The organism is Comamonas testosteroni (assembly GCF_014076415.1).
Classification (GTDB): Bacteria; Pseudomonadota; Gammaproteobacteria; order Burkholderiales; family Burkholderiaceae_C; genus Comamonas; species Comamonas testosteroni_F.
In genome coordinates this window covers 5,482,506-5,507,080 of record NZ_CP043568.1, presented here as the reverse complement: position 1 = coordinate 5,507,080, position 24,575 = coordinate 5,482,506, and the positions used below count along the sequence as shown (strand labels likewise).

Sequence of the window (24,575 nt, the reverse complement as noted above, 5' to 3'; positions counted from 1 at the left end):
GCATCCCTGCGGTGTCCCGGGGCAGGGCGTATCAGCGCCTTTGAGGGCTTAAACGATAGTCAGATGCTCGGTGCCGGCCGCCAGGTCCAGAGTCCGGGCACGCTGGCTGTTGAGCTTGATCTGCAGACGCAGGTCGTTGACCGAGTCTGCATTGCGCAGCGCATCTTCGTAGGTGATGAGATTGGATTCGAACAGGTCGAACAGCGCCTGGTCAAAGGTCTGCATGCCGATATTGCGGCTTTTCTTCATGATCTCCTTGATCTCGACGACCTCGCCCTTGAAGATCAGGTCGGCGATCAGCGGCGAGTTGAGCATCACCTCGATGGCGGCTACACGGCCCTTGCTGTCCTGCTTGGGGATCAGGCGCTGGGAAATGATGGCCCGCAGATTCAGCGACACATCCATCAGCAGCTGAGGACGGCGCTCTTCGGGGAAGAAGTTGACGATGCGATCCAGCGCCTGGTTGGCACTGTTGGCGTGCAGCGTGGCCAGGCAAAGGTGGCCGGTTTCAGAGAACGCAATCGCGTGCTCCATGGTTTCGCGGTCACGGATTTCGCCCATCAGAATCACATCGGGCGCTTGGCGCAGCGTGTTCTTGAGCGCGGCCTCCCAGCTTTCCGTATCCAGCCCCACCTCGCGTTGCGTGACCACGCAGTTCTTGTGCGGATGCACGAATTCCACCGGGTCTTCCACCGTGATGATGTGGCCGAAGGAGTTCTCGTTGCGCCAGTCCACCATGGCGGCCAGCGTGGTGGACTTGCCCGAGCCCGTCGCGCCCACCAGGATGCACAGGCCGCGCTTGGTCATGGTCACTTCCTTGAGCACCTGTGGGACGCCCAGGCCGTCAATCGTGGGCAGGGTGGTGGGAATGGTACGCAGCACCATGCCGACCTTGCCCTGCTGCATGAAGGCATTGACACGGAAGCGCCCCACGCCTGCCGGCGAGATGGCGAAGTTGCACTCCTTGGTGTGCTCGAAGTCCGCCACCTGCCTGTCGTTCATGATGGAACGCGCCAGGGCCAGCGTATGCAGCTGGCTCAGCGGCTGGGGCGAGACCTTGGTGACCTTGCCGTCAATCTTGATGGCTGGCGGAAACTCTGCAGTGATGAACAGGTCGCTGCCGTTGCGGCTGACCATGAGCTTGAGCAGATCGTTGATGAATTTACTGGCCTGATCGCGTTCCATGATCGTTCCTTGAGGCAGCGTCAAAATTGGCAGAGCCCAAGTGAGAGACGCCGAGCAAGAGCCGCCTCGCGGCGAGGGCGTCGTCCCCCTGGGGGGAAGCGGCAAAGCCGCTCAGGGGGGAGGCATCATCCCGGAAAATTCTCGGGAATCTTCGCCTTGCTGCGCGCTTCGGCCGGGCTGATGAGGTTGCGGCGCACCAGATCGGTCAGGTTCTGGTCCAGGGTCTGCATGCCCATGTTCTGGCTGGTCTGGATGGTGGAGTACATCTGTGCCACCTTGGCCTCGCGGATCAGATTGCGGATGGCGGGCGTGCCCAGCATGATCTCGTGTGCGGCCACACGGCCCTGACCGTCCTTGGTCTTGCACAGCGTCTGCGAGATCACGGCCTGCAGTGACTCGGAGAGCATGGCGCGCACCATTTCCTTTTCCTCGGCCGGGAACACGTCGATGATACGGTCGATGGTCTTGGCCGCCGACGAGGTGTGCAGCGTGCCGAACACCAGGTGACCGGTTTCGGCCGCCGTCATGGCCAGGCGGATGGTTTCCAGGTCCCGCATTTCGCCGACCAGAATCGCGTCCGGATCTTCACGCAGCGCGGATTTCAGCGCTGCCGCGAACGACAGCGTCATGGGGCCGACTTCGCGCTGGTTGATCAGGCATTTCTTGGACTCGTGCACGAATTCGATGGGATCTTCCACCGTCAGGATGTGGCCGTACTCGGTCTCGTTGAGGTAGTTGACCATGGCCGCCAGCGTGGTGGACTTGCCCGAGCCCGTGGGGCCGGTCACCAGCACCAGGCCGCGCGGCTTCAGGGCCAGGTCGGAGAAGATCTTGGGGGCGTTGAGCTGTTCCAGCGTCAGGATCTTGCTGGGAATGGTACGGAACACGGCCGCCGCGCCGCGGTTCTGGTTGAAGGCATTGACACGAAAACGGGCCAGGCCTTCAATCTCGAACGAAAAGTCCACTTCCAGAAACTCTTCGTACTGCTTGCGCTGGGCATCGCTCATGATGTCGTAGACCATGGCGTGCACGGTCTTGTGGTCCAGCGGATCGATGTTGATGCGACGCACATCGCCGTGGACGCGAATCATGGGGGGCAGGCCTGCCGACAAATGCAAGTCCGAAGCCTTGTTCTTGACACTGAATGCCAGCAATTGCGTGATATCCACGGAGATCCCTCTCTGGTTTGATACTCTGGCGCCAATTATGACGACGATTGAAAACAATCTGGGGCAGATTCATGCCCGCATCGCAGCCGCTTGCGCCAGTGCAAGCCGGCCCGTGACATCGGTGCAACTGCTGGCCGTCTCCAAGACATTTGGCGCGGATGCGGTGCGCGAGGCGGTGCTGGCCGGCCAGCGCAGCTTTGGCGAGAACTATATCCAGGAGGCCGTGGAGAAGATCGCCGCAGTGCGCGCCATGCAGCTGGCGGGCGGCGAGGCGCTGCAATGGCATTGCATAGGCCCCATCCAGAGCAACAAGACGCGGCTGGTGGCCGAGAATTTCGACTGGGCCCAGACCGTGGACCGGCTCAAGATCGCCGAGCGCCTTTCGGCCCAGCGCCCCCTGGGCATGGCACGGCTCAATGTCTGCATCCAGGTCAATGTGGATGGCGGCGCCACCAAGTCCGGCGTCGTGGCCGAGCATGCCCTGGAGCTGGCCGAAGCCATGGTGAAACTGCCCAATCTGCAGCTGCGCGGCATCATGAGCATTCCCGACGATACTCCTGATTTCGAAGCGCAATGCGCAGTCCATAAAAGGGCTGCATCGATTTTTGATGCCATAAAGTGCAGCGGACTCGCGGGGCTGGAGCATTTCGACACGCTGTCCATGGGCATGACCGGCGATCTGGAAGCCGCCGTGGCGGCTGGCAGCACCATGGTGCGGGTGGGCAGCGGGATATTTGGAAGGCGTACCTACGGTACGCCCACCCCCTGAGCCGCGTAGCGGCTTCCCCCTCTCTCTTCGGGAGGGAGGACGACAGCCTCGCTGCGAGGCGGCTCTTGCTCGCTGTCTCTGGCTTGGTGCGCGCCGGTTTCAAGCTTCAGTTGCTGTGTTGCAGTCTTTTGCTCAAGGTCGCTTCATCTGGCATTCGGTCGGTAGGTCAAGCTGCTGGGCGGAATAGACAGCGTCGGTTCTGAAACCGTAGTTCGTGCCTTCCCAGCCGGTTTTGACCAGCTTGCCATCCACGGGGGCGATGGTATTGACGACCTGGGGCAGCAGCAACTGGTGGTCCTTGCCGCGCATCCTGACGGGGCCGAAGATGGTGTCCATCGGCATGTCTTCGAGGGCCTTGGCAATTTTCACAGGCTCGGTGGACTGGGCCTTGGCCATGGCAGCTGCCAGCATGCGCGGCACCAGGTCCATGCGCGGGGCCAGAAAGTCCTGGCTCATCCTGGTCTTGTACTCCCTGGCCCGGGCGTCGGCCTGGGCACGGTCGGCCATGCCGGGGTGCCATTCCGCGACCCAGGTCACCTGGCCGATCCTGGCCTGGGAAATGGAGGTCACGGTGCCCGGAAAGCCGCCTGCGCTGTGGTTGAAGTAGCGCAGGTCGTAGCCCGAATCTCCGGCGGACTTGAGCAGCAGGGCCAGATCCTGGCCCCAGTTGCCGGTGATGACTGAATCGGTTCCGGCTTCCTTGATCTTGGCCACATAGGGCGCAAAGTCCTTGATGCGACCCATGGGGTGCAGGGTCTCGCCCACGAACTGTACGTCTGGTCTTGCCTTGCCGACCATGCTGCGACCGAAGCTGGCCCATTGCTTGCCGTGGGCGTAGTCCTGGTTGAGCAGAAAGACCTTGCGGATCTCGGGCTGGGTCCTGATGTAGTTGGCAATGGCCTGCATGCGCATGGCCGTGTTGGCATCGAACATGAAATGCCAGAAGCTGCAGGACTTGCCGGTCAGCTCGGGATCGATGGAGCTGTGGTTGAGTATCAGCACCTCCTTGCCCGGATTGCGCTGGTTGTAGCGCGCTGCCGCCTGCACCAGCGCCGTGACCACCGATGAGCCCGAGCCCCCCGTCACCACCACGCGTGCACCCTGGTCGATGGCGGCCTGCAGCGCGCTCTGGCTTTCCTGGGCCGAGAGCTTGCTGTCGAACTGCAGCAGCTGGAACCTGGCGCCGTTGTAGAGGCCGCCCTTGGCATTCACATCATCGACGGCATAGAGCACATGGTTGCGCATGACTTCGCCCACATTGGCGAAGGGGCCGGAGAGCGGGTCGATGAACGCGATCTTGAACGGCTCTGCCGTCTGGGCGGATACGGTGCCGGCACACAAGCTGGCAGCCAGCGCAAGGGCTGGGAAGCGAATGGACATGGTCTTGTCTCCAGGGAGTTGGAATGGCGCCTTTGCCTGCGGGGCACTCAGCTGGCGCTGGGGCTGGTGGAGGAAGCGCTCTTGCGGCGCCTGGGGGGCGAAGGGTTCTGTGGTGCCGGCGCCGGCGCGGCCCTGGTCGCGCGTTTGCGAGCAGGAGCCGCGGCAGTGCGCAGGCCCAGCACCCGCGAGGCCAGGTCGGTGAGCTCGACCACCATCTCGGCCGGGCCCAGCTTGCCGCCAGGCTGATACCAGTTGTAGAGGAAGCCGGGCAGGCTGCAGGCTGCCTGGGCGGTGATGCGGGTGTCGCGGAAATCGAAATGCCCGCTGGCGCGGCCTTCGTCGAGCAGGGCGCAGAACTGCTTGTAGAACTGCTGGGCCACATTGCGCGAAGCCTTGAGATAGGCGGGGCTGAACGCCTGCGGTTCGCGGTAGGGGAAGAAGCCCGCAGGGTAGTGCGCAATGGTGGCGGCGATCAGTCGCTGCAGGCCGTCGATGGCTTTTTCATGGGCGGGCCTCGGGTCGTCGGCCGCAAAGTCCAGCACCGTGAAGCAGGCCTCGGTCGGCGCCCAGCACAGGGTCTCGAAGATCTCCTGCTTGTTGCGAAAGTAGTAGTAGACAAAGGGCTTGGTCACGCCCAGCGCCTGCACGATCTGCTCGATGGTGGTGTTGGCATAGCCATAGCGGTCGAACAGGGCTTCGGCAGCCTTGAGAATGCGCTCGCGCTTCTCGTCGGAGCCGGCAGTGGGCAGGCGCTGGCGACCGCGCGGCGCCACGGGCGCAGCCGGCTTTTTTTCGGTCTTTCTGGACGTGGCGGGCATGAGGGTTTGCGTGTGTCGCATTCGTTATACCAATGGGTAGCATTGTTCTACCGACAGGTATACATTGACAAGACGCCGAGCAGCTGATTGCCCTAAGGCAATCCCTGAGAAAGCTCTAAGAACGTCGACACGTTCTTAAGTGGCGCCGTTGCCCGGTCTTCACGAGACACCCAGGAGACAACCATGGCTGAATCCGAGATCCTCATACCCCTGCATGAGGCCTTGCGCCGCAACGCGCGCCGGCATCCCGAGCGCGATGCCTATATCTGGTACGGACAGCACATCAGCTGGCGCCAGGTGGATGAGGCCAGCGATGCCGTGGCCGCGCATCTGCAGCAACTGGGCGTGAAGCAGGGCGAGCCCGTCGCCCTGTTCATGAACAACTGTCCGCAGTACATCGTCGCGCATTACGCGGTGCAGAAGATCGGCGCCATCGTCTGCCCCTGCGGGCCGCTGAACAAGGAGCATGAACTCGAATATCAGCTCAACGATCTGCAGGCCAGGGTCATCATCGCAGCCGATGTGCTGCTGCCCGTGGTCGACAAGGTGCGCGGCAGCACCGCGCTGCTGCATGTGCTGGCCGTGCGCTACGGCGACTGGCTGCCCGCCAGAGCCACGCTGCCCCTGCCTGCCGAACTGCAGGCCCCCGTGCAGCCGCTGCCTGCCGATGTGACGTCGTTCTGGGATCTCATGCACAGCGGTGCCAGGCCTTCCCATGTCGAGGTGGACATGGACGAGGTGGCGCTGATGACCTATACCTCGGGCACCACGGGCCTGCCCAAGGGCGCCATGCTGAGCTTTGGCGCGGCCGCCTACAAGACCGCCGGCGCGTCCCGGGTGACCGGGGTCAGCGCCGAGGATGTCCTGCTGGCTGTGGCCCCGCTCTATCACATCGCCGGCATGTCCATGGGCGTGAACATGCCCGTGCATTCGGGGGCGCCCTGCGTGCTGCTGCATCGCTTCGATCCGCTGGCCGTGGCGCAGGCGCTGGAGCGGTACCGCGTCAGCTGGTGGTACAGCATTGCACCCATGAATGTGGCGCTGATGCAGGTGCCCGGCGTGGAGAAGATGGACTTCAGCGCACTGCGCCGCAACACCGTCACCAGCTTCGGCATCACCTATACCGAGGATCTGGCGCAGCAATGGCGCCGGTTCGCACCCAATGCCATCTCCAGCGAGGCGGCCTACGGCCTGTCCGAAACCCACACCATGGATACCTTCATGCCCGGCGATGCCATCCGCTGGGGCACCCATGGCAAGCCCGCGCCGGGCAACGAGATCCGGGTGATAGATCCGGAGACCGGCGCGCCGCTGGCAGCAGGCGAGGTGGGCGAGATCATCATTCGCGGCCCGGGCAATTTCAAGGGTTACTGGAACAAGCCCGAGGCCACGGCCAGGACGCTCAAGAACGGCTGGGTGCATACCGGCGACATGGGCAAGTTCGATGCCGACGGCTATCTGACCTTCATCGGCCGCTTCAAGGAAATGATCAAGGTCTCGGGCTACAGCGTGTTCCCCGAGGAGGTGGAGACCATTTTGATCAAGCATCCGGCCATCGCCCAGGCGGCCGTGATCGGCGTTGCCGACGCCCAGAAAGGCGAGGTCGTGCGCGCCTTCATCGTGCGCAAGCCGGGGCAAAGCCTGGAGGCGGACGGGCTGCTGGCCTGGAGCAAGGAAAACATGGCCAGCTACAAGGCCCCGCGCGAGGTGCGCTTCATCGATGCCTTGCCGGCCACAGGTGCAGGGAAGGTATTGCGCAGATTGCTCAGAGACATTCCCTGAATCTTTGCGCCAGAAGTGGGTGAAACCCTTGGTTGGTGAGTGCCAGAAGCTATTCAAACGAGAGTCCTATGTTCAAGAAAGTCCTGATCGCCAACCGCGGTGAAATCGCCCTGCGCATCATCCGAGCGCTGCAGGAGCTGGGCATTGCCAGCCTGGCGGTGTACGCCGCCGATGATGCACAGGCCCCGCATGTGCAGGCCGCAGACGAGGCGCAGGCACTGGGAGCCAGCGGCCCGGCAGCCTATCTCGATGGCGCACATCTGCTGCGTATCGCGCAGCAGCATGGCTGTGACGCGCTGCACCCGGGCTATGGCTTTCTCAGCGAGAACGCGGACTTTGCGCGCGCCTGTGCGTCAGCCGGACTGCGGTTTATCGGCCCGACGCCCGAGCAGCTGGCGCTGCTTGGCGACAAGGCCAGAGCCCGTGCGCTGGCGCAGCAATGTGGCGTGCCCCTGATGCCCGGCAGCACCGAGGCCGTGACGCTGGAGCAGGCCCAGCAGTTTTTTGCGCGCCAGCAGGCCGACGGTGCCAGCGGCATCATGATCAAGGCCATCGGCGGTGGCGGCGGGCGCGGCATGCGTGCGGTCACCGGGGCCGACGAGGTGGCGGCTGCCTACCAGCGCTGCCGCAGCGAGGCGCAGGCAGCCTTCGGCGTGGACGGTGTCTATGTCGAGCGGCTGATGAGCGGGGCGCGCCATATCGAGATTCAGGTGCTGGGCGACAGCAGCGAATGGCCCATGGCGCTGGGCGAGCGCGAATGCACGCTGCAGCGGCGCTTCCAGAAGCTGGTGGAGATTGCGCCCAGCCCCAGCCTGACGCAGCCGCTGCGCGAGCGAATCACCGAGGATGCACTGCGCATGGCGGCCAGGCTGCGCTACGAAAGCCTGGGTACGTTCGAGTTTCTGGTCGATCTGCAGTCCGAGTCCCTGCCCTATGTCTTCATCGAGGCCAACCCGCGCCTGCAGGTGGAGCACACCATTACCGAAGAGGTCTTCGGCGTCGACCTGGTGCAGGCCCAGGTCCGCATTGCGGCCGGCGAGCATTTCGCCGATCTGGGCCTGAACGTGAATGCCCCGCCCCGGCCGCGCGGCTATGCCATGCAGTGGCGCATCAATGCCGAAACCCTGGATGCCCAGGGCCACTCCCACCCCGGCAGCGGCCGCATTGCCGAGCTGCATTGGCCGCAAGGTCCAGGCATACGCCTGGACAGCCATGCGCAGCAGGGTGCCAGTCCGTCGCCCCACTACGACACCTTGCTGGCCAAGCTCGTCGTGCACAGCCACGCGCCGCGTTTCGAAGATGTGCTGCGCCGCTCCCGGCGCGCGCTGGCCGACTGCCGCATCACGGGCCTGGCCACCAACCTGCCGCTGCTGCAGGCCCTGGCCCTGCGGCCCGAGATGCTGGAGCAGACGGTGCACACGCGCTGGCTGGAAGAGGTCCTGCCGCAGTTGGTGGAGGCTGCGGAAAAGATAGCTTCAAGCGCAAGTCATTCAAAGAATTCAGATGCTTTTGCATCTGAAATCAATGTGCTTCAAGCGCAGCAAGCTCCTGAAAATGCTGTGCTGGCCCCCATGCCTGCCAGGGTCGTGCAATGGTCCGTGGCCGTGGGCGAGACGGTGGCCAAGGGCGCCGAGCTTGGCATTCTCGAAGCCATGAAGATGCAGCATGTGCTGCTGGCCCAGGCCGCAGGCAATGTCCTGCAACTGCTGGCAGTGCCCGGCAGCTATGTAGCGCAGGACCAGGCCTTGCTGGTGCTCGCGCCCGCACAGGGCGATGCGGCGCATGCCGAGGTGCAGGCGCAGCTGCAGGACCCTGACCACATCAGGGGCGATCTGCAGCGCGTCAGGGACCGCCATGGCTTCACGCTCGATGCAGCGCGGCCCGATGCCATGGCCAGGCGCCATGCCCAGGGCAGCCGCAGTGCGCGCGAGAACATTGCCGATCTCTGCGATGAAGGCAGCTTCATCGAATACGGAGCGCTGGCGATTGCCGCGCAGACACGCCGCCGCAGCCTCGACGATCTGGTGTCCAACACGCCGGCCGACGGCATGGTCACTGGCATGGGCTCCATCAATGCCGCGCAGTTCGGCGCGCAGCGGTCGCGTGCCGTGGTCATGTCCTATGACGCCACGGTGCTGGCAGGCACCCAGGGTGCGCGCAATCACGCCAAGACCGACCGCATGCTGGGCATCGCGCTGCAGCAGAAGCTGCCCGTGGTGCTGTTTGCCGAAGGTGGCGGCGGCCGGCCCGGCGATACCGACACGCCCGTGGTCGCGGGTCTGCATGTGCATACCTTCGCGGCCTATGCGGCGCTCTCGGGTCAGGTGCCCGTGGTGGGCATCACCCATGGCCGCTGCTTTGCGGGCAATGCCGCGTTGCTGGGTTGCAGCGATGTGATCATCGCAACGCGCAGCAGCAATATCGGCATGGGCGGACCGGCCATGATCGAGGGTGGCGGCCTGGGCGTCTTCAAACCCGAGGAAGTCGGCCCCGCCAGCGTGCAGCATGCCAACGGCGTGATCGACATCCTGGTCGACGACGAGGCCCAGGCCGTGGCTGCAGCCAGGCACTATCTGTCCTTCTTCCAGGGCCGCATCGACCAATGGTCCGAGCCCGATCAGCGCCTGCTGCGCCAGGTCGTGCCCGAGAACCGTCTGCGCGCCTACGACACCCGCGCCGCCATGACCGGGCTGGTGGACGAGGGCAGCCTGCTGATGCTGAGAAGCGGCTTCGGCGTCGGCATCCACACGGCGCTGGCGCGCATCGAGGGCCGGCCCGTGGGGCTGATGGCCAACAACCCGGGGCATCTGGGCGGTGCCATCGATGCTGACGCGGCCGACAAGGCGGCGCGCTTCATGCAGCTGTGCAATGCCCACGGCATCGCCATCGTCAGCCTGGTCGACACGCCCGGCTTCATGGTGGGGCCCGAGATCGAGAAAACCGCCCAGGTGCGCCATGTCAGCCGGCTGTTCGTCATGGCGGCCAAGCTGCGCGTCCCATACTTCAGCGTGGTGCTGCGCAAAGGCTATGGCCTGGGCGCCATGGGCATGACGGCGGGCAGCTTTCATGCGCCCATCTTCAATGTGGCCTGGCCCACGGGCGAGTTCGGCGCCATGGGTCTGGAAGGGGCGGTGCGGCTGGGCTTTCGCAAGGAGCTCGAAGCCCTGCCCGAGGGAGCGCAGCGCGATTCTCTGTTCGAGAAACTGCTGGCCCAGCAATACGCACATGGCGAGGCCATGCACATGGCGGCCACGCTGGAAGTCGATGCCGTCATCGACCCCGCGGAGACCCGTGCCTGGCTGGTGCGTGGCCTGGCCGGGGCGCGCCTGCGCGAGGGTGAAAGCCGCTTTGTGGACACATGGTAAACGCTGATGAAGGTATCAAGGTTTCAGCATCTAATCAGCTTCAATCTCCGATATACAAAGCGCTTGAAGCTCATGTTTTTGATATGAACTCCATACGCAAAACCATATTCCGGCTCATGCTAAGCTGAAAGTCTTGCACCAGCGCCCCGGCCGCCCAGTGGCTGCTTCGGGGTGTTTTTGACTGCTCAGTATTTGCGATTGGAGATATCCCATGCCTGGACTTTTGCCCGACGTCGATCCCGATGGCCTGCTCGAATTCTCGGTGGTCTACACCGATAGGGCGCTCAACCACATGTCCAAGAAGTTCGTGGGTGTGATGCAGGACATCCTGGGCATGCTCAAGGACGTCTATCACGCCCACACGGCCGTGCTGATTCCCGGCAGCGGCACTTTCGGCATGGAGGCCGTGGCGCGCCAGTTCGCCAACCGCGAGCGGGTGCTGATCGTGCGCAACGGCTGGTTCAGCTACCGCTGGACGCAGATCTTCGATGCCGATGCGGGCCTGGGCGGCGGCTCCGTGGTCTGCAAGGCGCGCAAGCAGGGCGAGGGCAGCCAGGACCCCTGGGCGCCATGCCCGGCAGCCGATGTGGCCGAGACCATTCGCGTGGAGCGCCCCAAGGTGGTGTTTGCCCCACATGTGGAGACGGCCAGCGGCATCATGCTGCCCGATGAATACCTGCGCACCGTCGCCGACGCTGCGCACGAGGTCGGCGCGCTGTTCGTGCTCGATTGCGTGGCCTCGGGCGCCATGTGGGTCGATATGGAGAAAACCGGCGTGGACGTGCTGATCTCGGCACCGCAAAAGGGCTGGAGCAGCTCGCCTTGCTGCGCCATGGTCATGCTCTCGGCGCGCGCCCGCGAGGCCATAGAGCACACGCAAAGCTCCAGCTTCTCCTGCGACCTGAAGAAGTGGATGCAGATTGCCGAGGGCTACGAAAAAGGGCAGCACGCCTATCACACCACCATGCCCACGGATGCGTTGCTGCGCCTGCGCGACGTGATGCTGGAGACGCGCGAGTACGGCTTTGCCAAGGTGCGCGAAGAGCAGATGGAGCTGGGGCGCAAGGTGCGCGAGCTGCTGCAGTCGCGCGGCTTTCCCAGCGTGGCCGCCGAGGGCTACAAGGCTCCCGGCGTGGTCGTCAGCTACACCACCGACCCGGAAATCCAGAGCGGCCGTGCCTTCCTCAAGGTGGGCCTGCAGACCGCCTCGGGCGTGCCGCTGCAATGCGATGAAGGCCCGGACTTCAAGACTTTCCGCATCGGCCTGTTCGGCCTGGACAAATGGCATGACTCGGATCGCTCCGTGGCGCATCTGTCCAAGGCGCTGGACGATATCGGCATTGCCCGGACCTGAGGTGGTGCGGCTGGCCGTATGGCTGTCGTGACATTTTTTCGACCCGACTTCGTACTAAAGTCGGGTTTTGTTCATTCAGCGCATCCGATATGAAAAAAGCAATCTCCATGATCGGTCTTGTATGGGTCATGGGTGCTGGCGCAGTGGTTCATGCTGCGCCGGTCACCACCGCCAGCGGGCTGATCTATGAAAGCCTGGTGGAAGGCACGGGCCTCAGCCCCAAGGCGACGGACACCGTCAAGGTGCATTACCGCGGTTACTTTCCGGATACCGGCAAGGAGTTTGACAGCTCCTATGCACGCAAGCAGCCCATCGAATTCCCGCTCGATGGCGTGATCCCTTGCTGGACCGAGGGCGTGCAGAAGATGAAGGTCGGCGGCAAGGCCAAGTTCACCTGCCCGCCAGCCATTGCCTACGGCACACGCGGCGCGGGCCGTGCCGTTCCCCCCAATGCCACACTGAACTTTGATGTGGAGCTGCTGGGCATCCAGGGCCGCTGATCAAGGCCTGTCGATCTCCAGCCGCTTGGCCAGGCGCTGCAGATTGGCACGATCGAGCTGCAGCTCGCGCGCTGCGGCGGCCCAGCTGCCCTGGTGGCGGGCCAGGCTGGAGCTGACCAGCTGGCGTTCATAGGCGCTGACGGCGGCGCGCAGGCCGGCCTCGGGCGCCACCGCCAGTGTGGCCGGCTCCATGGACGCTGGGGCCTGTGCGGCGGCTGGCGCCTCGGCCCGCTCCCAGAGATCGGCCAGTCCCAGCGTCACGATGCGCAGCCTGGCGCCGGCGCGGCTGGCGCTGCCGTCATTGCGGCTCAGGGCCCTGAGCACGGCGCGGCTGATGCAGTGCTCGAGCTCGCGCACATTGCCGCTCCAGCTGCGATTGAGCAAGGCCGCCTGTGCGGCCGCATCCAGGCGCAGGCCACCGAGCCTGAGCCTGGAGCGGTTCTCCTCGAGGAAATAGCCCGCCAGCTGCAGCACGTCGCTGTCGCGCTCGCGCAGCGGCGGCACATTGAGCGGATAGACATTGAGGCGGTGATAGAAGTCCGCGCGCATGCGCCCTGCGCCGACTTCTGCAGCCAGGTCGCGGTTGGTGGCAGCGATCACGCGCACATCCACATGATGCTCCCGGTCGGAGCCGAGGCGTTGCAGCTGGCCGCTTTGAAGCACGCGCAGCAGCTTGGCCTGCACGGGCAGCGAGAGTTCGCCGACCTCGTCCAGGAACAGCGTTCCCTGATGCGCCTGCTCGAACTTGCCGCTGCGCTCGCTCAGCGCTCCGGTGAAGGCTCCGCGCACATGGCCGAACAGCTCGCTCTCGACCAGGTTGTCGGGCAGGGCCGCGCAGTTGATGCTGATCATGGGCTTGCCGGCACGTCCCGACTGCGCATGCACGGCCTGGGCCACCAGTTCCTTGCCGGTGCCGGTTTCGCCGGTGATGAGCACGCAAAGATCGCTGGCTGCGACCAGGGCAATGTCTTTCTGCAGCTGCCGCATGACGGGGCTTGCACCCTGCAGTCCGCGCTCCTGCGGCGCGGCCGCTCTGGCAGTGCCGCTGGCGCTGCGCGCGAGCTGGGACAGCTGATGCACGCGCTCGGCCGTGGCCACGGTGGCTGCGGCCAGATTGCTGAAGGCCTGCAGCATGGCCAGCGCCGCGGGGTCGGCAAATCGGCCCGGCTCCAGTGCATCCAGTGTCAGCAGGCCCCAGGGCAGGCCGCCCAGTTGCAGCACGCAGCCCATGCAGTCATGCACATGCAGCTCGGTGATGGCCTGGCCTTTGTGCGCCACCAGCCCGTCATAGGGATCGGGCAGGGGGCTGTCGGGCTCGAAGCGCATGGCCTGGCCGGCCGCCAGCAACTGGGCAAAGCGTGGATGCTCGCCCAGGCGAAAGCGCCGGCCCAGCGTGTCCGGCATCAGGCCGTCGATCGCCATCGGGCGCAGCCATTCGCCTTCCAGCTTCAGCAGGGCGACGGCATCGGCGGGCAACAGGTTGCGCAGCGCGGCCAGCAGGCGGCGCAGGCGTTCGCGCTCGGGCAGGTCCTGGGCCAGATCGGCGATCAGCGGGCTGACAGCGTTGAGAATATGGGATGTTGTCATAACGACAGCGTTGGGTGTCAATAAGACATCAATTGAGCAATGTCATATTGACGCATATTTCTGCAAGCCATTGTTTTGCAGTGGTATTGAGGCTGGCACGCCGCTTGCACTGACTGGTACAAGCCTTGCAGCTGGCAAGGCAGCAACCAGGAGATTTGCATGCTTACCGAACGTCAACGCGAGATCGTCAAGGCCACCGTACCGCTGCTGGAAACCGGCGGCGAGGTCCTGATCACGCATTTCTACCAGACCATGCTGGGTGAGTATCCAGAGGTGCGCCCGCTGTTCAACCAGGCGCATCAGCAAAGCGGTGCCCAGCCGCGTGCTCTGGCGCACAGCGTGCTGATGTATGCCAAGAACATCGACCGCCTGGAAAACCTGGGCAATCTGCCCGCGCAAATCATCAACAAGCATGTGGCGCTGCAGGTGCAGGCAGAGCATTACCCCATCGTCGGTGCCTGCCTGCTGCGCGCCATTCGCGAGGTTCTGGGGGCGGAGATTGCTACGGATGAGGTGATCGCCGCCTGGGCCGCCGCCTATCAGCAGCTGGCTGATATCCTGATCGGTGCGGAGCGCGCGGTGTACGAGCAGACTGCGGCAGCCGAAGGCGGCTGGCGCGGTGCGCGTGCCTTCAAGCTGGTGCGCAAAGAGGCCGAAAGCGCCGAGATCACGTCCTTCTATCTGGAACCCGTGGATGGCGGCACGGTGATTGCCCATCAGCCAGGCCAGTACATCGGTCTGCGCGTGGTGGTCGACGGCCTGGAGCAGCGCCGCAACTACTCGCTGTCGGCGCCTGCCAACGGCAAGAGCTATCGCATCAGCGTCAAGCGCGAGGCCGGCGGCAAGGTCTCCAACCATCTGCACGACCAGCTGCATGTGGGCGATACGCTGGAGCTGTTCCCGCCCGCCGGCCATTTCACCTTGCAGGCCAATGCCAAGCCCCTGGTTCTGATCAGCGGTGGTGTGGGCATCACGCCCACGCTGCCCATGCTGCAGGCCGCGCTGCCCACGGGGCGCGAGATCACCTTCATCCACTGCGCGCGCGATCGCGGAGTGCATGCCTTCCGCGAGAAGATCGATGCGCTGGCCAACAGCCACGAGCAGCTCACGCGCCGCTATTGCTACGACCAGGCGGACGCGGGCGACGAGGTCGATGCCCAGGGCCTGCTGAGCACTGACCGACTGGCCCAGTGGCTGCCCGAGTCGCGCGATGCCGATGTCTACTTCCTGGGCCCGCGTGGCTTCATGCGCAGTGTCAAGCAGTCGCTGCGCGAACTGGGCGTGCCCGAGTCCCAGGTGCATTACGAGTTCTTCGGCCCGGCCGAAGCTCTGGCTTGACGTTATCGCACCCTCTGAGCGGTTTTGCCTAGGCGGCCCCACCGCTTCCCCCTCTCTCTACGCGCTGCGCGCTAGGGGAGGGGGACGACACCGTCGCTGGGGCAGCCCTCGCTGCGGGGCGGCGGGGCCGCCTAGGCCCTTGCTCGGTGTCCCTCGTTTTGGGCGCGCCGGTTTTGAGCGCTGTGATCTGCAAACCAATGGATGCTCATAAAAAAAGAGCTGCTAGCGCATGTTATTACTAGGACGTGTTGAGATTTAACGTGAATTGATCACAGCCGATGCCAGCGTGATGACAGCAGCGAAGCTGCTGTCTGTCTTGTCGCTGCGCATTGCAATGCGCTTGAACTCCTTGAGCTTGCAAAAGAAGTTCTCGATCAAGTGCCGCCACTTGTAGACCTCTATATCAATCTGCAAGGGCGCTCGACGATTGGCCTTTTGTGCAATCACCACTTGGCAACCCTGTGCCAGCAAGTGTTGCTTCAGCCAGTCTGCGTCAAACGCTTTGTCGGCCAGCAATGTCCGCAGGTCTATGCCTTCGAGCAGCTGTTCTACACCTTGAAGATCATGCCGTTGGCCTGGCAGCAACACAAATCGGATCAAGTTTCCAAGGGCATCCGTCAGCGCCAATATCTTGGTGGTCAAACCACCTCGACTGCGACCTATGGCCTGGCTCGCAGACCCCCTTTTGCACCCTGTCCATGCCTGTGCACTCGCACAATCGTTGCATCCACCATCACGTATTCCATGTCCGGTTGATCGCTGACCGCGTCAAACAGCTTTTGAAAGACATCAGCTTTGACCCAGTCGCGAAACCGTTTGAAGACGGTGTTCCACTTGCCAAATTCAGGCGGCAGATCTCGCCAAGGGCTACCTGTACGCGCAACCCAAAGCACTGCTTCCAAGAACAGTCGATTGTTGGAGCCACTGCGTCCTCGATCCCCAATCTTCCCTAGACACAATGGGCTCATACGAGCCCATTGTTCATCTGTCAAAACGTATCGCATCACAGCGCGATTGTGACGCCACCCCGGAAGGTAAAAATCAAATCTCAACAGACCCTAGGTTTCAGTACTTAAAGCATTTGAAATTCATGTAAATAAAGCGCAGGCAGCTCTCTCTATTGAGGCGGCGATTAGGCTCATTGCTCTTTGAACTGGGCGATTGCCCAGTGAGAGACATCGAGCAAGGGCCTGGGCGCAAAGCGCCTCAGGGAGTCAACGGTAGTACGCTTCGACCGTGCCCTTGAGCTTGATCAGCAGGGGCTTGCCCTTGCGATCCAGGGTCTTGCCGGCGGGCACCTTGACCCAGCCCTCGCTCACGCAGTATTCCTCGACGTCAAAGCGGTCCTTGCCATTGAAGCGGATGCCGATGTCGTGCTCGAACACGGCGGCCACATGGTGGGGGCTGCGAGGGTCAACGGACAGATGGTCGGGCAGTTCGGGGCGGGTGGCTTCGGTCATGTTTTTTCGAGAGTCAGGGAATACAAGAGCGCTATTTTCGGTGCAATTGCAAAAGCCTGCCTCCTGTTGTCGCAATGGCGCATGACAGGCAATGCGCCGTCATCAGTACCGCAGGCATAGGCGAGCCGGCCCGACTCGCCTATGCTTGCGCCATGCTCACCGAAGAACAACGCCTGTCCCTGCAGCGCGCCAAGCGGCTGCCGCTGATTTTGCTGCTGCTGGTGACAGCCGGCTTCATCGCCACGGCGCTGGCGGGCTCGCGCTGGGGACTGGAGGGGCAGGCCGTGCCGCTGTGGCTGGTGTGTCTGCGGGCCATCTGCGAGGCCGCCATGGTGGGGGCGCTGGCCGACTGGTTTGCGGTCTCGGCGCTGTTTCGCCATATTCCGCTGCCGCTGGTGGGGCGGCACACGGCCATCATCCCGCGCAACAAGGATCGCATAGGGCGCAACCTGGCCACTTTCGTGCGCGACAAGTTTCTCGACGCGCCCTCGCTGGTGGCGCTGATCGAGCGCAACAACCCGGCCCAGGCGCTGGCCGACTGGCTGACGGCTGCCGCCAACAGCCAGTTGCTGGGCCGGCAGGTGGCGCGGCTGGCGCTGGCCGCGCTGGAGATGGTGCAGGACAAGCAGGTAGAGAAGTTTCTGACCCAGTCGCTCAAGGCCGTGATGCAGCATGTGGATCTGTCGCGCGCGGCGGCATCCCTGCTGTCGGGGCTGACGGCGGGCGGGCGCCACCAGGAGGTGCTCGACGATGTGCTGGCGCGCATCAGCCGCGTGCTGCGTCAGGAGCAGACCCATGTGCTGATCGCGCAGACCATCGTGGTCTGGCTCAAGCGCGAGCATCCGATCAAGGAAAAAATGCTGCCCACGGACTGGCTCAGCGACAAGGGCGCCAGCCTGATTGCCAGTGCTCTGGACAGCCTGCTGCAGGATGTCGCCCAGAACCCGGGCCACCGTCTGCGCGAGGCCTTCGACGGGTCCATACAGCGCCTGATCGACGGACTTCAGAATGACCCAGCCTACGCAGAAAAGGTGGAAAAACTGCGCAACTATCTGCTGCATGACGAGAAGCTGGCTGTCTATCTGCGCGAGCTATGGGCCGGCTGGCGCGCCCGGCTGGAGCGCGATCTGGCCGACGAGAATTCGGCCATGGCACGCCGCGCCGCCGTGATGGGGCGCTGGCTGGGCCAGGCACTGGCGCATGACGAGGCGCTGCGCGAGTCCATGAACGAGCGCCTCAAACGCTGGGCGACCACGCTGGCCCCCGATGTCTCGCAGTTCATCGCCCGCCATATTGCGGACACCGTGCAGCGCTGGGATGCCGAGCAGCTGGCCACGCTGATCGAGGCGCATATCGGCAAGGATCTGCAGTACATACGCATCAACGGCACGCTGGTGGGCGGCGCCATCGGCTTGCTGCTGTTTCTCATCTCGCATGCCGCAGCCTTGTGGCGCAGCTTGCTGGCCTGGCTGGGATAGCGCCATTTCACGACGCAGCAGCGCATGCAGATGCCGGGCGATGCTGGTTCTAGCCTGGCCAAAGTACTTAACAGTAAAAATTCTTTCGAGTGCTTGCTGTTTGTGTTTACAATGAGAACTATTCGCAACAAGAAGACCTTGCTGCAATCTATGACCCAGCCAGGCATGCCCATTGAATGGCCGCATGCCGCCATGCCCCGCTGCATGGTGTAGCCACGACGATCTCATGCGCAGATCGTGATTGCCTTCTTCATCACTCCAACAGTGCGAATGCTTCGCTGACCTGTACCTGCTGTCCGTGGCTCTGGCCATGGGGCGCAGCCGTGCCTGGTCGATGTGCATCTTTGTCCAAACTCATCATGCAAATTCATGCAGCCGCTGCTGCAGGCTTCGCCACGGCCTGCGTTTCTTCGTCTTCCCGTCCTTTGTCCACAGCCTGCCGGTCGCTGCGTCCCATGCTGGGCATGGCGCTGGCGGCTGCCGGCCTGCTGACCCATGGGCTGACGGCGGCGCAGGAGAAATCTCTGGAGACAGTGGTGGTCACGGCCTCGGGCTTCGAGCAGGAGATCAAGGATGCGCCGGCCTCGATTTCCGTCATTACCCGCGAAGAGCTGGAAAAAGGCAGCTACAACAATCTGCACGATGCGCTGCGCGATGTGCCCGGCGTGAATCTGGTGCCTTCGGACAACAATTCCAACGACATCAGCCTGCGCGGCATGGGCGTGAACTACACCCTGATCCTGGTGGACGGCAAGCGCACCAACACCCGAGAAACCCAGGCGAACGGCTCCACCGGAACCGACCAGAGCTGGGTGCCGCCGCTGGAGGCGATAGAGCGCATCGAGGTGGTGCGCGGCCCCATGTCCTCGCTCTACGGCTCGGACGCCATGGGCGGTGTGATCAACATCATCACGCGCAAGGTGGCCAAGGAGTGGATGGGCTCCATCCGCACCGAGGCCACGCTGCAGGAGCGCTCTTCCTCGGGCAATATCTACCAGAGCAATTTCTATCTGTCCGGCCCCATACAGACCGATCTGCTGGGCCTGAGCATCTACGGCAACTACAACAAGCGCGGCGAGGACCACATCCTCAACGGCTACAACGACTACGACAACCGCGCGCTCAACGTCAAGCTGGCGCTGACGCCCAACAAGGACCACGACATCATTGCCGAGCTGGGCACGGGCAAGCAGCACTACACCTCGACGCCGGGCAAGACGCTGGCGGCCACGGCCGCACTCAGCGACCGCAAGTTCGAGCGCGACAACTTCTCGCTGCAGCACAAGGGCCGCTGGGGCTGGGCGTCCTCGGACACCTATCTGCAGCAGGAAAAGACGCGCAACCTGTCGCGCGACATGACCATCAAGAACACGGTGTTCAACAGCAGCTGGGTGGCGCCGCTGGGGGCCAGTCATCTGCTGACCACGGGCGTGAGCTACAACGAGCAGGACCTGACGGACACCACCACCAACACCTTGCCGAATGCCAGCCGCACCAGCATCAACCGCAGCCAGTGGGCCGTGTTTGCCGAGGACGAATGGCGTCTGCACCAGGACTTTGCACTGACCGGCGGCCTGCGCTACGACCATGACAGCCAGGCCGGCGGCCAGGTCAGCCCCCGCCTGTATGGCGTGTGGAATCTGGCCCCGCAGTGGACGGTCAAGGGCGGCGTCTCCACGGGCTTTCGCGCGCCGTCGCTGCGTCAGACCGTGGGTGACTGGGGCCAGAGCAGCCGTGGCGGCAATATCTACGGCAACCCCGATCTGAAGCCCGAAACCTCGCTGACCAAGGAAATCGGCGTGCTCTACGACAGCGGCGCCGGCACTACGGCAGGACTGACGGTGTTCGACAACGAGTTCGAGGACAAGATCACCCGCGTGGCCTGCCCCAGCTGCGGCCCGCTCAACAGCTCGGGCCGCGTGCCCACCACCAATATCAATGTGGACAACGCCATCACGCGTGGCCTGGAGGCTTCGCTGGGCACCCAGCTGAGCAGGGCGCTGCGCCTGAAGACCAACTACACCTTCACCAAGTCCGAGCAAAAGAGCGGCGAGTTTGCCGGCCTGCCGCTGAACCAGCTGCCGCGCCATCTGTTCAATGTCTCGCTGGACTGGAGCCCAACGGGTCAGCTCAATGGCTGGCTCAAGGCGTCCTACCGCGGCAAGGAAAGCGCGCCCACGGGCGGAGCATCCTCGGGCAGCTTCACCCAGAAGAGCTACACCATGCTGGATCTGGGCGGCTCCTACAAGCTCAACAAGACCGTCACGCTGTATGCGGGTATCTACAACCTGCTGGACAAGCAGGTCATCTATGACGGTGTCAATTACGACACCGTGCTCGACGGCCGCCGCTACTGGCTGGGCATGAACGTCAAGTTCTGATCCTGGTCATCGCAGCCGTTGTCGGGATGCGCGGCAAGGGCTGCCGACTTTTCTTCTGTTTTGCTTTTCAAGGTTCTTCATGCAACAACTGATCAGTCGTCGCGCCACCACTCTGGCACTGCTGATGATGGCCGGCGCCGCCTGGGCGCAAACGCAGGCGGCCCAGCCCGCCCGTATCCAGGTCGAGCATGCCAGGGGCGTGACCGAGCTGCCCCTGGCTCCTCAGCGCGTGGTGGTGTACGACCTGGCTTCGCTGGACACCATGCAGGCGCTCAAGCTGCCGGTGACGGGAGTGCCCAAGGCCCATTTCCCCGCCTATCTGGCCGGTTACGCCGATGCCCGCTACCAGGTGTCGGGCTCGCTGTTCGAGCCCGACTACGAGGCGCTGAGCCGCATCCGCCCCGATCTGATCGTGGTGGCCGGCCGCTCGGCCGGCAAGTACGAAGCGCTGAGCCGTATCGCACCCACGCTGGATCTGAGCACCTCGGGCAAGGACTTGCTGGGCGATATGCAGCGCAATGTGAACCTGCTGGCCAGCCTCTGGGGCAAGCAGGCGCAGGGCGCGCAGCTCATGCAGCAGGTGCGAAGCGATGTGGAAGCCACCCGCGCTGCTGCGGCCAAGGCAGCACCGGGCCTGCTGGTGCTGGCCGTCAACAAAAACATGAGCGCCCAGACGCCGGGCTCGCGCTTCGGTCTGCTGCATGACGTGCTGGGCGTCAAGCCAGCCCTGCCCGCAGATCCGGCGCAGGCGCGCGGGATTGCGCTGAAGATGGACGATATCGCCAGGATAGACCCGGAATGGCTGTTCGTGATCGACCGCAATGCAGGCACGGGCAGCACCCGGGACAAGGACGGCCAGCTGGTTCTGCCGTCGCGTGAGCTGTTCGACAACGACACCATCAAGAACACCCGTGCAGGCCGCAAGCAGCAAGTGGTGTTCGTCGATCCGCAGATCTGGTATTTGCTGGGCAGCAGCGGCCCCCAGGCCATGCGGGCCAATGCGCAGCAGATTCGCACCGCGCTCGAACGCCAGGCTTTTTGAGAGAGCATTAATTTAATAGCTGCTTTCTCCAATGAATAAAGGGTTTCAATGCATAAAAGCATTGAAACCCTTTGTTATTAAGCGCTGCAAGCTATCAAAAATATCAGGCGGCGGGCGCGGAAGGCTCGGGCGGCAGCAGCTGCTTGCCAATCAGCTGCCAGGCCTTGGCGGCATCGGCCTGGCCGGCAAACAGATGGCAGCTGGCGGCCGTCATGGCGATGCGGCCGTTCTCGGGCTCCAGGTCAAAGGCCAGCTCGCATTGCGCAGCGGCGTTGGCCCACATGACCAGCGCGTTCTTGTTCTCTTCCTTCTGCAGGGCATGGGCCTCGGCCATCCAGGCCTGTGCCAGGCGAAAGGCGGCTTCGGGCTCGCTCATATCGGCCTTGTGCGCCAGGTAGAACTCCTTGCCGGCGGCCTGCCAGAGTGCGCGGGCCTGCTCGAAGTCCTGCGTGGCAATCTTCTGGGCCTGCTGCACCAGCGCGTTGCCGGCCTGCAGATGGGCTTGATAGGTGGATGCGTCTTGATCTTGGGACATGGCGCTTATTGTCCTCATTGCCTGGCCTCGCAGAGCGCGCCCGCGCGCATCTCCCCTGGACGGCCCCGGGGCATTGCCGCCACCGGCCAGCGGCTTGTCGCTAGTAGCGGAAGTCCAGCTGATGCGGGCCCTTGCCGATCTCTGCCGCCTGGGTCTGGCTGGCGCCATCCTTGGTGGTAGCCGTGATCTTGTAGCTTCCGGCGGGCAACTGGATCAGGCAGACCGGGCCGTTGGCCGTGAAGCGGCTGCTGTCCTTGCCGGAGCTGACCTCGACCGCCACATTGGCCAGATAGGCCCCATCTTTTTGCGCAAACAAAAGCGACAGCGGGTAGTCCTTCATCGCGGCGCGCATGAGCGTGGATTCATCCTCGCCTATGCCGCCGCAGCTATAGCGCAGTGCGCCGGCCTGCTGCATATCGGGAATCCGGCCCTGAGCCAGAGCGGGCAGGCCGAGAGCTGCACTGGCAGCCAGGACCAGGCCGGTCGCATGTCTCAAGCAATGCATGGTGTTTCCTTTCAGCGATGCACGGCCGGCCATCTTGCGGCCTGACCGCGCTGCTCCATGTCATCCCCGCGCGGTGCTGCTTGTGGGCATCCCCGGTATTTACACCTGGTTGCCGGATGAAACAGGCGCCCGGGCTTGCGCATCCTGACCCGTAGGCAGACTCAGCCCGATGCTGGTGACGGACAGGTCGGAGCGTGCAAACGCCTGTCCGCCATGCATGCGCGCGATCGCGGCCACGATGGACAGGCCCAGGCCATGGTTGCGATCGGCCTGGCTGCGGGCTGCGTCCGAGCGGTAGAAGCGGTCAAACAGCCTGGGCAGGTGTTCGGCGGCAATGGCCTGGCCCTGGTTCTGCACCGCCAGCGTGACCTGACCGGCCTGCGGCGTGCTGATCTGTATCTCTATGCAGCTTCCCGGCGTGGCATAGCGGGTGGCATTGCCCAGCAGATTGGACAGCGCCCGGCGCAGCAATCGCGCATCGACCTGGGCCTGTGCATCGCCCTGCACCCGCACCTGCAGATCTGCTTCCTGCAGCGCTGCCTCGTGATACTCCACCACTTCGTCCGCGAGGCTGGCCAGGCTGGCCACCTGAATGCGGTGCGCGCTTTCGCCGCGATCAGCGTGAGAGAGAAAAAGCATGTCCGCCACGATGCCGGCCATGCGCTGCAGATCTTCAAGATTGGAAGCCAGGATATCGCGCAGCTCGTCGGCATCGCGGGGCTTGCGCAGAGCCAGCTCGCAACTGCTGATGAGCGTGGTCAGAGGGGTGTTGAGCTCATGGGCCACATCGGCATTGAAGGCCTCCATCTGCCGGTAGGCCACTGCCAGCCGCTCCAGCAGCGCGTTGAACTGTGCAATCAGCGGACGCAGCTCCTGGGGCTGGTTGCTGTCGTCAAGCCTGGTCTGCCAGTCGTGCGTGAGATCCTTGGCGCCCAGTTGCCGGGTCTGCTCCACCAGCGAATGCAGAGGTGCCAGCCCGCGGCGCACCAGCCAGGCGCTGAACAGCGACACCAGCAGCGCACCGCTGACGGCGGCAAGGCCCAGAATCCAGGCCAGCTGGCGCAGCAGGGCATCGTCGGGGCGGCGGTCCAGCATCAGCAGCACCTGCACGAGCTGCTGTTCCTGCTGATCCGCATGGGCTGGCAGCACGACGCTGAAGCTGCGCCGTGCGCTATGAACATCGTCCAGGGGCTGGTGCAGTTTCTCGAACAGCAGCGCGCCGCTGGCATAGCTGACGCGGATCGACATATCCTCGTGGCCCGTGAGAAAGTCGGACAACATGTGCTGCATGCTGGACGCAGAGCGGTTGGCACGGGCCTGTTGCAGCAGATGCGTCACCGTGACCTGCTTTTGCTCCAGGCTTTCCTGCTGGCGCTGGGCCAGTGCCAGCCAGCTACCCCAGTACACGGCCACGCAGACCAGGCCCAGGCCCAGCATGGTCTGCAGGGCCAGCGAGCGCGACAGCCGGCGGCTCAGGTTCGGGATCTGAGGAGCGCTTGGAGAGACGTGATCAGCGGTCATGAGTGGCTGCTATGCTGGAAGATTCATTGTTTGCGGTTTGCTGGAAAAAGGAACGGACCATGAGTCTTGGTAACGCCATCATGAACAACTACGCCTTCTTGCTGGAGATGTACGAGGACAGCTACTTTCCCGAAGAACTGGTGCGCAAGGGCGAGGATATTCTGAGAGAACTCTGCCTGCAGATAGAGCAGCAGAAGCCGCAGAACCTGGAGCAGCTGTATCGATTGACCCACGCTGCGACCGAGCGTTTCAACGATCTGCAGCAGGAGTTCGAAGAGCAGGGCAGCGAGATGGAAACGGCGGCACGTGAATGCATTGCGGCTGACTTCGAGGCCATTGCCAAGGCTTATGGTTTTGAAGATGCGGATGTGGAGGAACTGATCGCTCTACGCGAATGGTGAGCACC

The 24,575-nt window shown here is 63.7% G+C and carries 19 protein-coding genes and 1 pseudogene; 10 read left to right on the top strand and 10 right to left on the bottom strand.

Going from position 1 to position 24,575, the window contains the following annotated elements:
• Positions 1–48: 48 nt before the first annotated feature.
• Together F0P97_RS25310 and F0P97_RS25305 are read right to left on the bottom strand one after the other, a co-directional pair.
• Positions 49–1,185: a PilT/PilU family type 4a pilus ATPase gene (locus F0P97_RS25310; RefSeq protein WP_167003749.1), complete on the bottom strand. Its 1,137-nt coding sequence runs from the start codon at positions 1,183–1,185 to the stop codon at positions 49–51.
• 125 nt (positions 1,186–1,310) lie between these two features.
• The gene (locus F0P97_RS25305; protein ID WP_003050584.1) at positions 1,311–2,354 is read right to left on the bottom strand and encodes a type IV pilus twitching motility protein PilT; all 1,044 of its coding nucleotides are present in this window, start codon (positions 2,352–2,354) and stop codon (positions 1,311–1,313) included.
• Between the two features lie 37 nt (positions 2,355–2,391).
• On the opposite strand from F0P97_RS25305, the gene F0P97_RS25300 reads away from it, so the two are divergent.
• Positions 2,392–3,123 (top strand): YggS family pyridoxal phosphate-dependent enzyme, encoded by a 732-nt coding sequence (locus F0P97_RS25300; RefSeq protein WP_182284828.1) that lies wholly within the window; start codon positions 2,392–2,394, stop codon positions 3,121–3,123.
• Positions 3,124–3,255: 132 nt separating this feature from the next.
• Here the strand turns inward: F0P97_RS25300 and F0P97_RS25295 are convergent, their stop codons facing one another.
• Together F0P97_RS25295 and F0P97_RS25290 are read right to left on the bottom strand one after the other, a co-directional pair.
• Positions 3,256–4,503 (bottom strand): branched-chain amino acid ABC transporter substrate-binding protein, encoded by a 1,248-nt coding sequence (locus F0P97_RS25295; protein WP_182284827.1) that lies wholly within the window; start codon positions 4,501–4,503, stop codon positions 3,256–3,258.
• Between the two features lie 47 nt (positions 4,504–4,550).
• Entirely contained in the window at positions 4,551–5,321 is a 771-nt protein-coding gene (locus F0P97_RS25290; protein ID WP_182284826.1) for a TetR/AcrR family transcriptional regulator, read from the bottom strand.
• A 183-nt stretch (positions 5,322–5,504) separates the two neighbouring features.
• On the opposite strand from F0P97_RS25290, the gene F0P97_RS25285 reads away from it, so the two are divergent.
• The 4 genes from F0P97_RS25285 to F0P97_RS25270 all read left to right on the top strand — a co-directional run bounded on the left by F0P97_RS25285 (position 5,505) and on the right by F0P97_RS25270 (position 12,322).
• Positions 5,505–7,103, top strand: coding sequence for an AMP-binding protein (locus F0P97_RS25285; protein WP_182284825.1), 1,599 nt, complete (start codon positions 5,505–5,507; stop codon positions 7,101–7,103).
• 68 nt (positions 7,104–7,171) lie between these two features.
• Positions 7,172–10,468 carry an acetyl-CoA carboxylase family protein gene (locus tag F0P97_RS25280; RefSeq protein ID WP_182284824.1) on the top strand — a complete coding sequence of 1,099 codons (3,297 nt, stop codon included), beginning with the start codon at positions 7,172–7,174 and terminating at the stop codon, positions 10,466–10,468.
• A 211-nt stretch (positions 10,469–10,679) separates the two neighbouring features.
• Positions 10,680–11,822, top strand: coding sequence for an aminotransferase class V-fold PLP-dependent enzyme (locus F0P97_RS25275; protein WP_182284823.1), 1,143 nt, complete (start codon positions 10,680–10,682; stop codon positions 11,820–11,822).
• Between the two features lie 89 nt (positions 11,823–11,911).
• A complete protein-coding gene (locus tag F0P97_RS25270; RefSeq protein ID WP_182284822.1) occupies positions 11,912–12,322 on the top strand; it encodes an FKBP-type peptidyl-prolyl cis-trans isomerase in 411 nt (136 codons plus the stop codon).
• Here the strand turns inward: F0P97_RS25270 and norR are convergent, their stop codons facing one another.
• Complete coding sequence (norR, locus tag F0P97_RS25265) at positions 12,323–13,909, bottom strand: nitric oxide reductase transcriptional regulator NorR (protein ID WP_182284821.1); 1,587 nt, start codon at positions 13,907–13,909, stop codon at positions 12,323–12,325. It lies immediately after the preceding gene.
• A gap of 159 nt (positions 13,910–14,068) precedes the next feature.
• On the opposite strand from norR, the gene hmpA reads away from it, so the two are divergent.
• A complete protein-coding gene (gene hmpA / locus F0P97_RS25260) occupies positions 14,069–15,247 on the top strand; it encodes an NO-inducible flavohemoprotein (protein ID WP_182284820.1) in 1,179 nt (392 codons plus the stop codon).
• A gap of 255 nt (positions 15,248–15,502) precedes the next feature.
• Here the strand turns inward: hmpA and F0P97_RS25255 are convergent.
• Both F0P97_RS25255 and F0P97_RS25250 read right to left on the bottom strand, forming a co-directional pair.
• Positions 15,503–16,215 (bottom strand): annotated as a pseudogene (locus tag F0P97_RS25255) (IS5 family transposase).
• Positions 16,216–16,461: 246 nt separating this feature from the next.
• Positions 16,462–16,707: a DUF3297 family protein gene (locus F0P97_RS25250; protein ID WP_003050615.1), complete on the bottom strand. Its 246-nt coding sequence runs from the start codon at positions 16,705–16,707 to the stop codon at positions 16,462–16,464.
• A 152-nt stretch (positions 16,708–16,859) separates the two neighbouring features.
• Here F0P97_RS25250 and F0P97_RS25245 point away from each other — a divergent pair, with 152 nt between their 5' ends.
• The 3 genes from F0P97_RS25245 to F0P97_RS25235 all read left to right on the top strand — a co-directional run bounded on the left by F0P97_RS25245 (position 16,860) and on the right by F0P97_RS25235 (position 21,608).
• Entirely contained in the window at positions 16,860–18,185 is a 1,326-nt protein-coding gene (locus F0P97_RS25245; protein WP_182284819.1) for a DUF445 domain-containing protein, read from the top strand.
• A 359-nt stretch (positions 18,186–18,544) separates the two neighbouring features.
• Positions 18,545–20,566, top strand: a complete 2,022-nt coding sequence (locus F0P97_RS25240; protein ID WP_182284818.1) for a ligand-gated channel protein — start codon at positions 18,545–18,547, stop codon at positions 20,564–20,566.
• A 79-nt stretch (positions 20,567–20,645) separates the two neighbouring features.
• Positions 20,646–21,608, top strand: a complete 963-nt coding sequence (locus tag F0P97_RS25235) for a siderophore ABC transporter substrate-binding protein (protein ID WP_182284817.1) — start codon at positions 20,646–20,648, stop codon at positions 21,606–21,608.
• Between the two features lie 103 nt (positions 21,609–21,711).
• Here F0P97_RS25235 and F0P97_RS25230 read toward each other — a convergent pair whose 3' ends face one another.
• The 3 genes from F0P97_RS25230 to F0P97_RS25220 all read right to left on the bottom strand — a co-directional run bounded on the left by F0P97_RS25230 (position 21,712) and on the right by F0P97_RS25220 (position 24,169).
• Entirely contained in the window at positions 21,712–22,143 is a 432-nt protein-coding gene (locus tag F0P97_RS25230) for a hypothetical protein (RefSeq protein WP_182284816.1), read from the bottom strand.
• A 100-nt stretch (positions 22,144–22,243) separates the two neighbouring features.
• Complete coding sequence (locus tag F0P97_RS25225) at positions 22,244–22,648, bottom strand: hypothetical protein (RefSeq protein ID WP_232538056.1); 405 nt, start codon at positions 22,646–22,648, stop codon at positions 22,244–22,246.
• A gap of 99 nt (positions 22,649–22,747) precedes the next feature.
• Positions 22,748–24,169 (bottom strand): heavy metal sensor histidine kinase, encoded by a 1,422-nt coding sequence (locus tag F0P97_RS25220; RefSeq protein WP_182284814.1) that lies wholly within the window; start codon positions 24,167–24,169, stop codon positions 22,748–22,750.
• A gap of 59 nt (positions 24,170–24,228) precedes the next feature.
• Between F0P97_RS25220 and F0P97_RS25215 the strand changes: the two genes are divergently transcribed.
• Positions 24,229–24,570, top strand: coding sequence for a DUF5713 family protein (locus tag F0P97_RS25215; RefSeq protein ID WP_182284813.1), 342 nt, complete (start codon positions 24,229–24,231; stop codon positions 24,568–24,570).
• Positions 24,571–24,575 lie beyond the last annotated feature (5 nt).

Excerpts from the sequence above, each read along its gene's own strand:
- F0P97_RS25240 (WP_182284818.1), top strand. The coding sequence starts at position 18,545 with ATGCAAATTCATGCAGCCGCTGCTGCAGGCTTCGCCACGGCCTGCGTT.
- F0P97_RS25275 (WP_182284823.1), top strand. The coding sequence starts at position 10,680 with ATGCCTGGACTTTTGCCCGACGTCGATCCCGATGGCCTGCTCGAATTC.
- F0P97_RS25225 (WP_232538056.1), bottom strand. The coding sequence starts at position 22,648 with ATGCATTGCTTGAGACATGCGACCGGCCTGGTCCTGGCTGCCAGTGCA.
- F0P97_RS25285 (WP_182284825.1), top strand. The coding sequence starts at position 5,505 with ATGGCTGAATCCGAGATCCTCATACCCCTGCATGAGGCCTTGCGCCGC.
- F0P97_RS25250 (WP_003050615.1), bottom strand. The coding sequence starts at position 16,707 with ATGACCGAAGCCACCCGCCCCGAACTGCCCGACCATCTGTCCGTTGAC.
- F0P97_RS25270 (WP_182284822.1), top strand. The coding sequence starts at position 11,912 with ATGAAAAAAGCAATCTCCATGATCGGTCTTGTATGGGTCATGGGTGCT.
- norR (WP_182284821.1), bottom strand. The coding sequence starts at position 13,909 with ATGACAACATCCCATATTCTCAACGCTGTCAGCCCGCTGATCGCCGAT.
- F0P97_RS25230 (WP_182284816.1), bottom strand. The coding sequence starts at position 22,143 with ATGTCCCAAGATCAAGACGCATCCACCTATCAAGCCCATCTGCAGGCC.
- F0P97_RS25245 (WP_182284819.1), top strand. The coding sequence starts at position 16,860 with ATGCTCACCGAAGAACAACGCCTGTCCCTGCAGCGCGCCAAGCGGCTG.
- F0P97_RS25235 (WP_182284817.1), top strand. The coding sequence starts at position 20,646 with ATGCAACAACTGATCAGTCGTCGCGCCACCACTCTGGCACTGCTGATG.
- F0P97_RS25295 (WP_182284827.1), bottom strand. The coding sequence starts at position 4,503 with ATGTCCATTCGCTTCCCAGCCCTTGCGCTGGCTGCCAGCTTGTGTGCC.
- F0P97_RS25290 (WP_182284826.1), bottom strand. The coding sequence starts at position 5,321 with ATGCCCGCCACGTCCAGAAAGACCGAAAAAAAGCCGGCTGCGCCCGTG.
- F0P97_RS25300 (WP_182284828.1), top strand. The coding sequence starts at position 2,392 with ATGACGACGATTGAAAACAATCTGGGGCAGATTCATGCCCGCATCGCA.
- F0P97_RS25215 (WP_182284813.1), top strand. The coding sequence starts at position 24,229 with ATGAGTCTTGGTAACGCCATCATGAACAACTACGCCTTCTTGCTGGAG.
- F0P97_RS25280 (WP_182284824.1), top strand. The coding sequence starts at position 7,172 with ATGTTCAAGAAAGTCCTGATCGCCAACCGCGGTGAAATCGCCCTGCGC.
- F0P97_RS25220 (WP_182284814.1), bottom strand. The coding sequence starts at position 24,169 with ATGACCGCTGATCACGTCTCTCCAAGCGCTCCTCAGATCCCGAACCTG.
- F0P97_RS25310 (WP_167003749.1), bottom strand. The coding sequence starts at position 1,185 with ATGGAACGCGATCAGGCCAGTAAATTCATCAACGATCTGCTCAAGCTC.
- hmpA (WP_182284820.1), top strand. The coding sequence starts at position 14,069 with ATGCTTACCGAACGTCAACGCGAGATCGTCAAGGCCACCGTACCGCTG.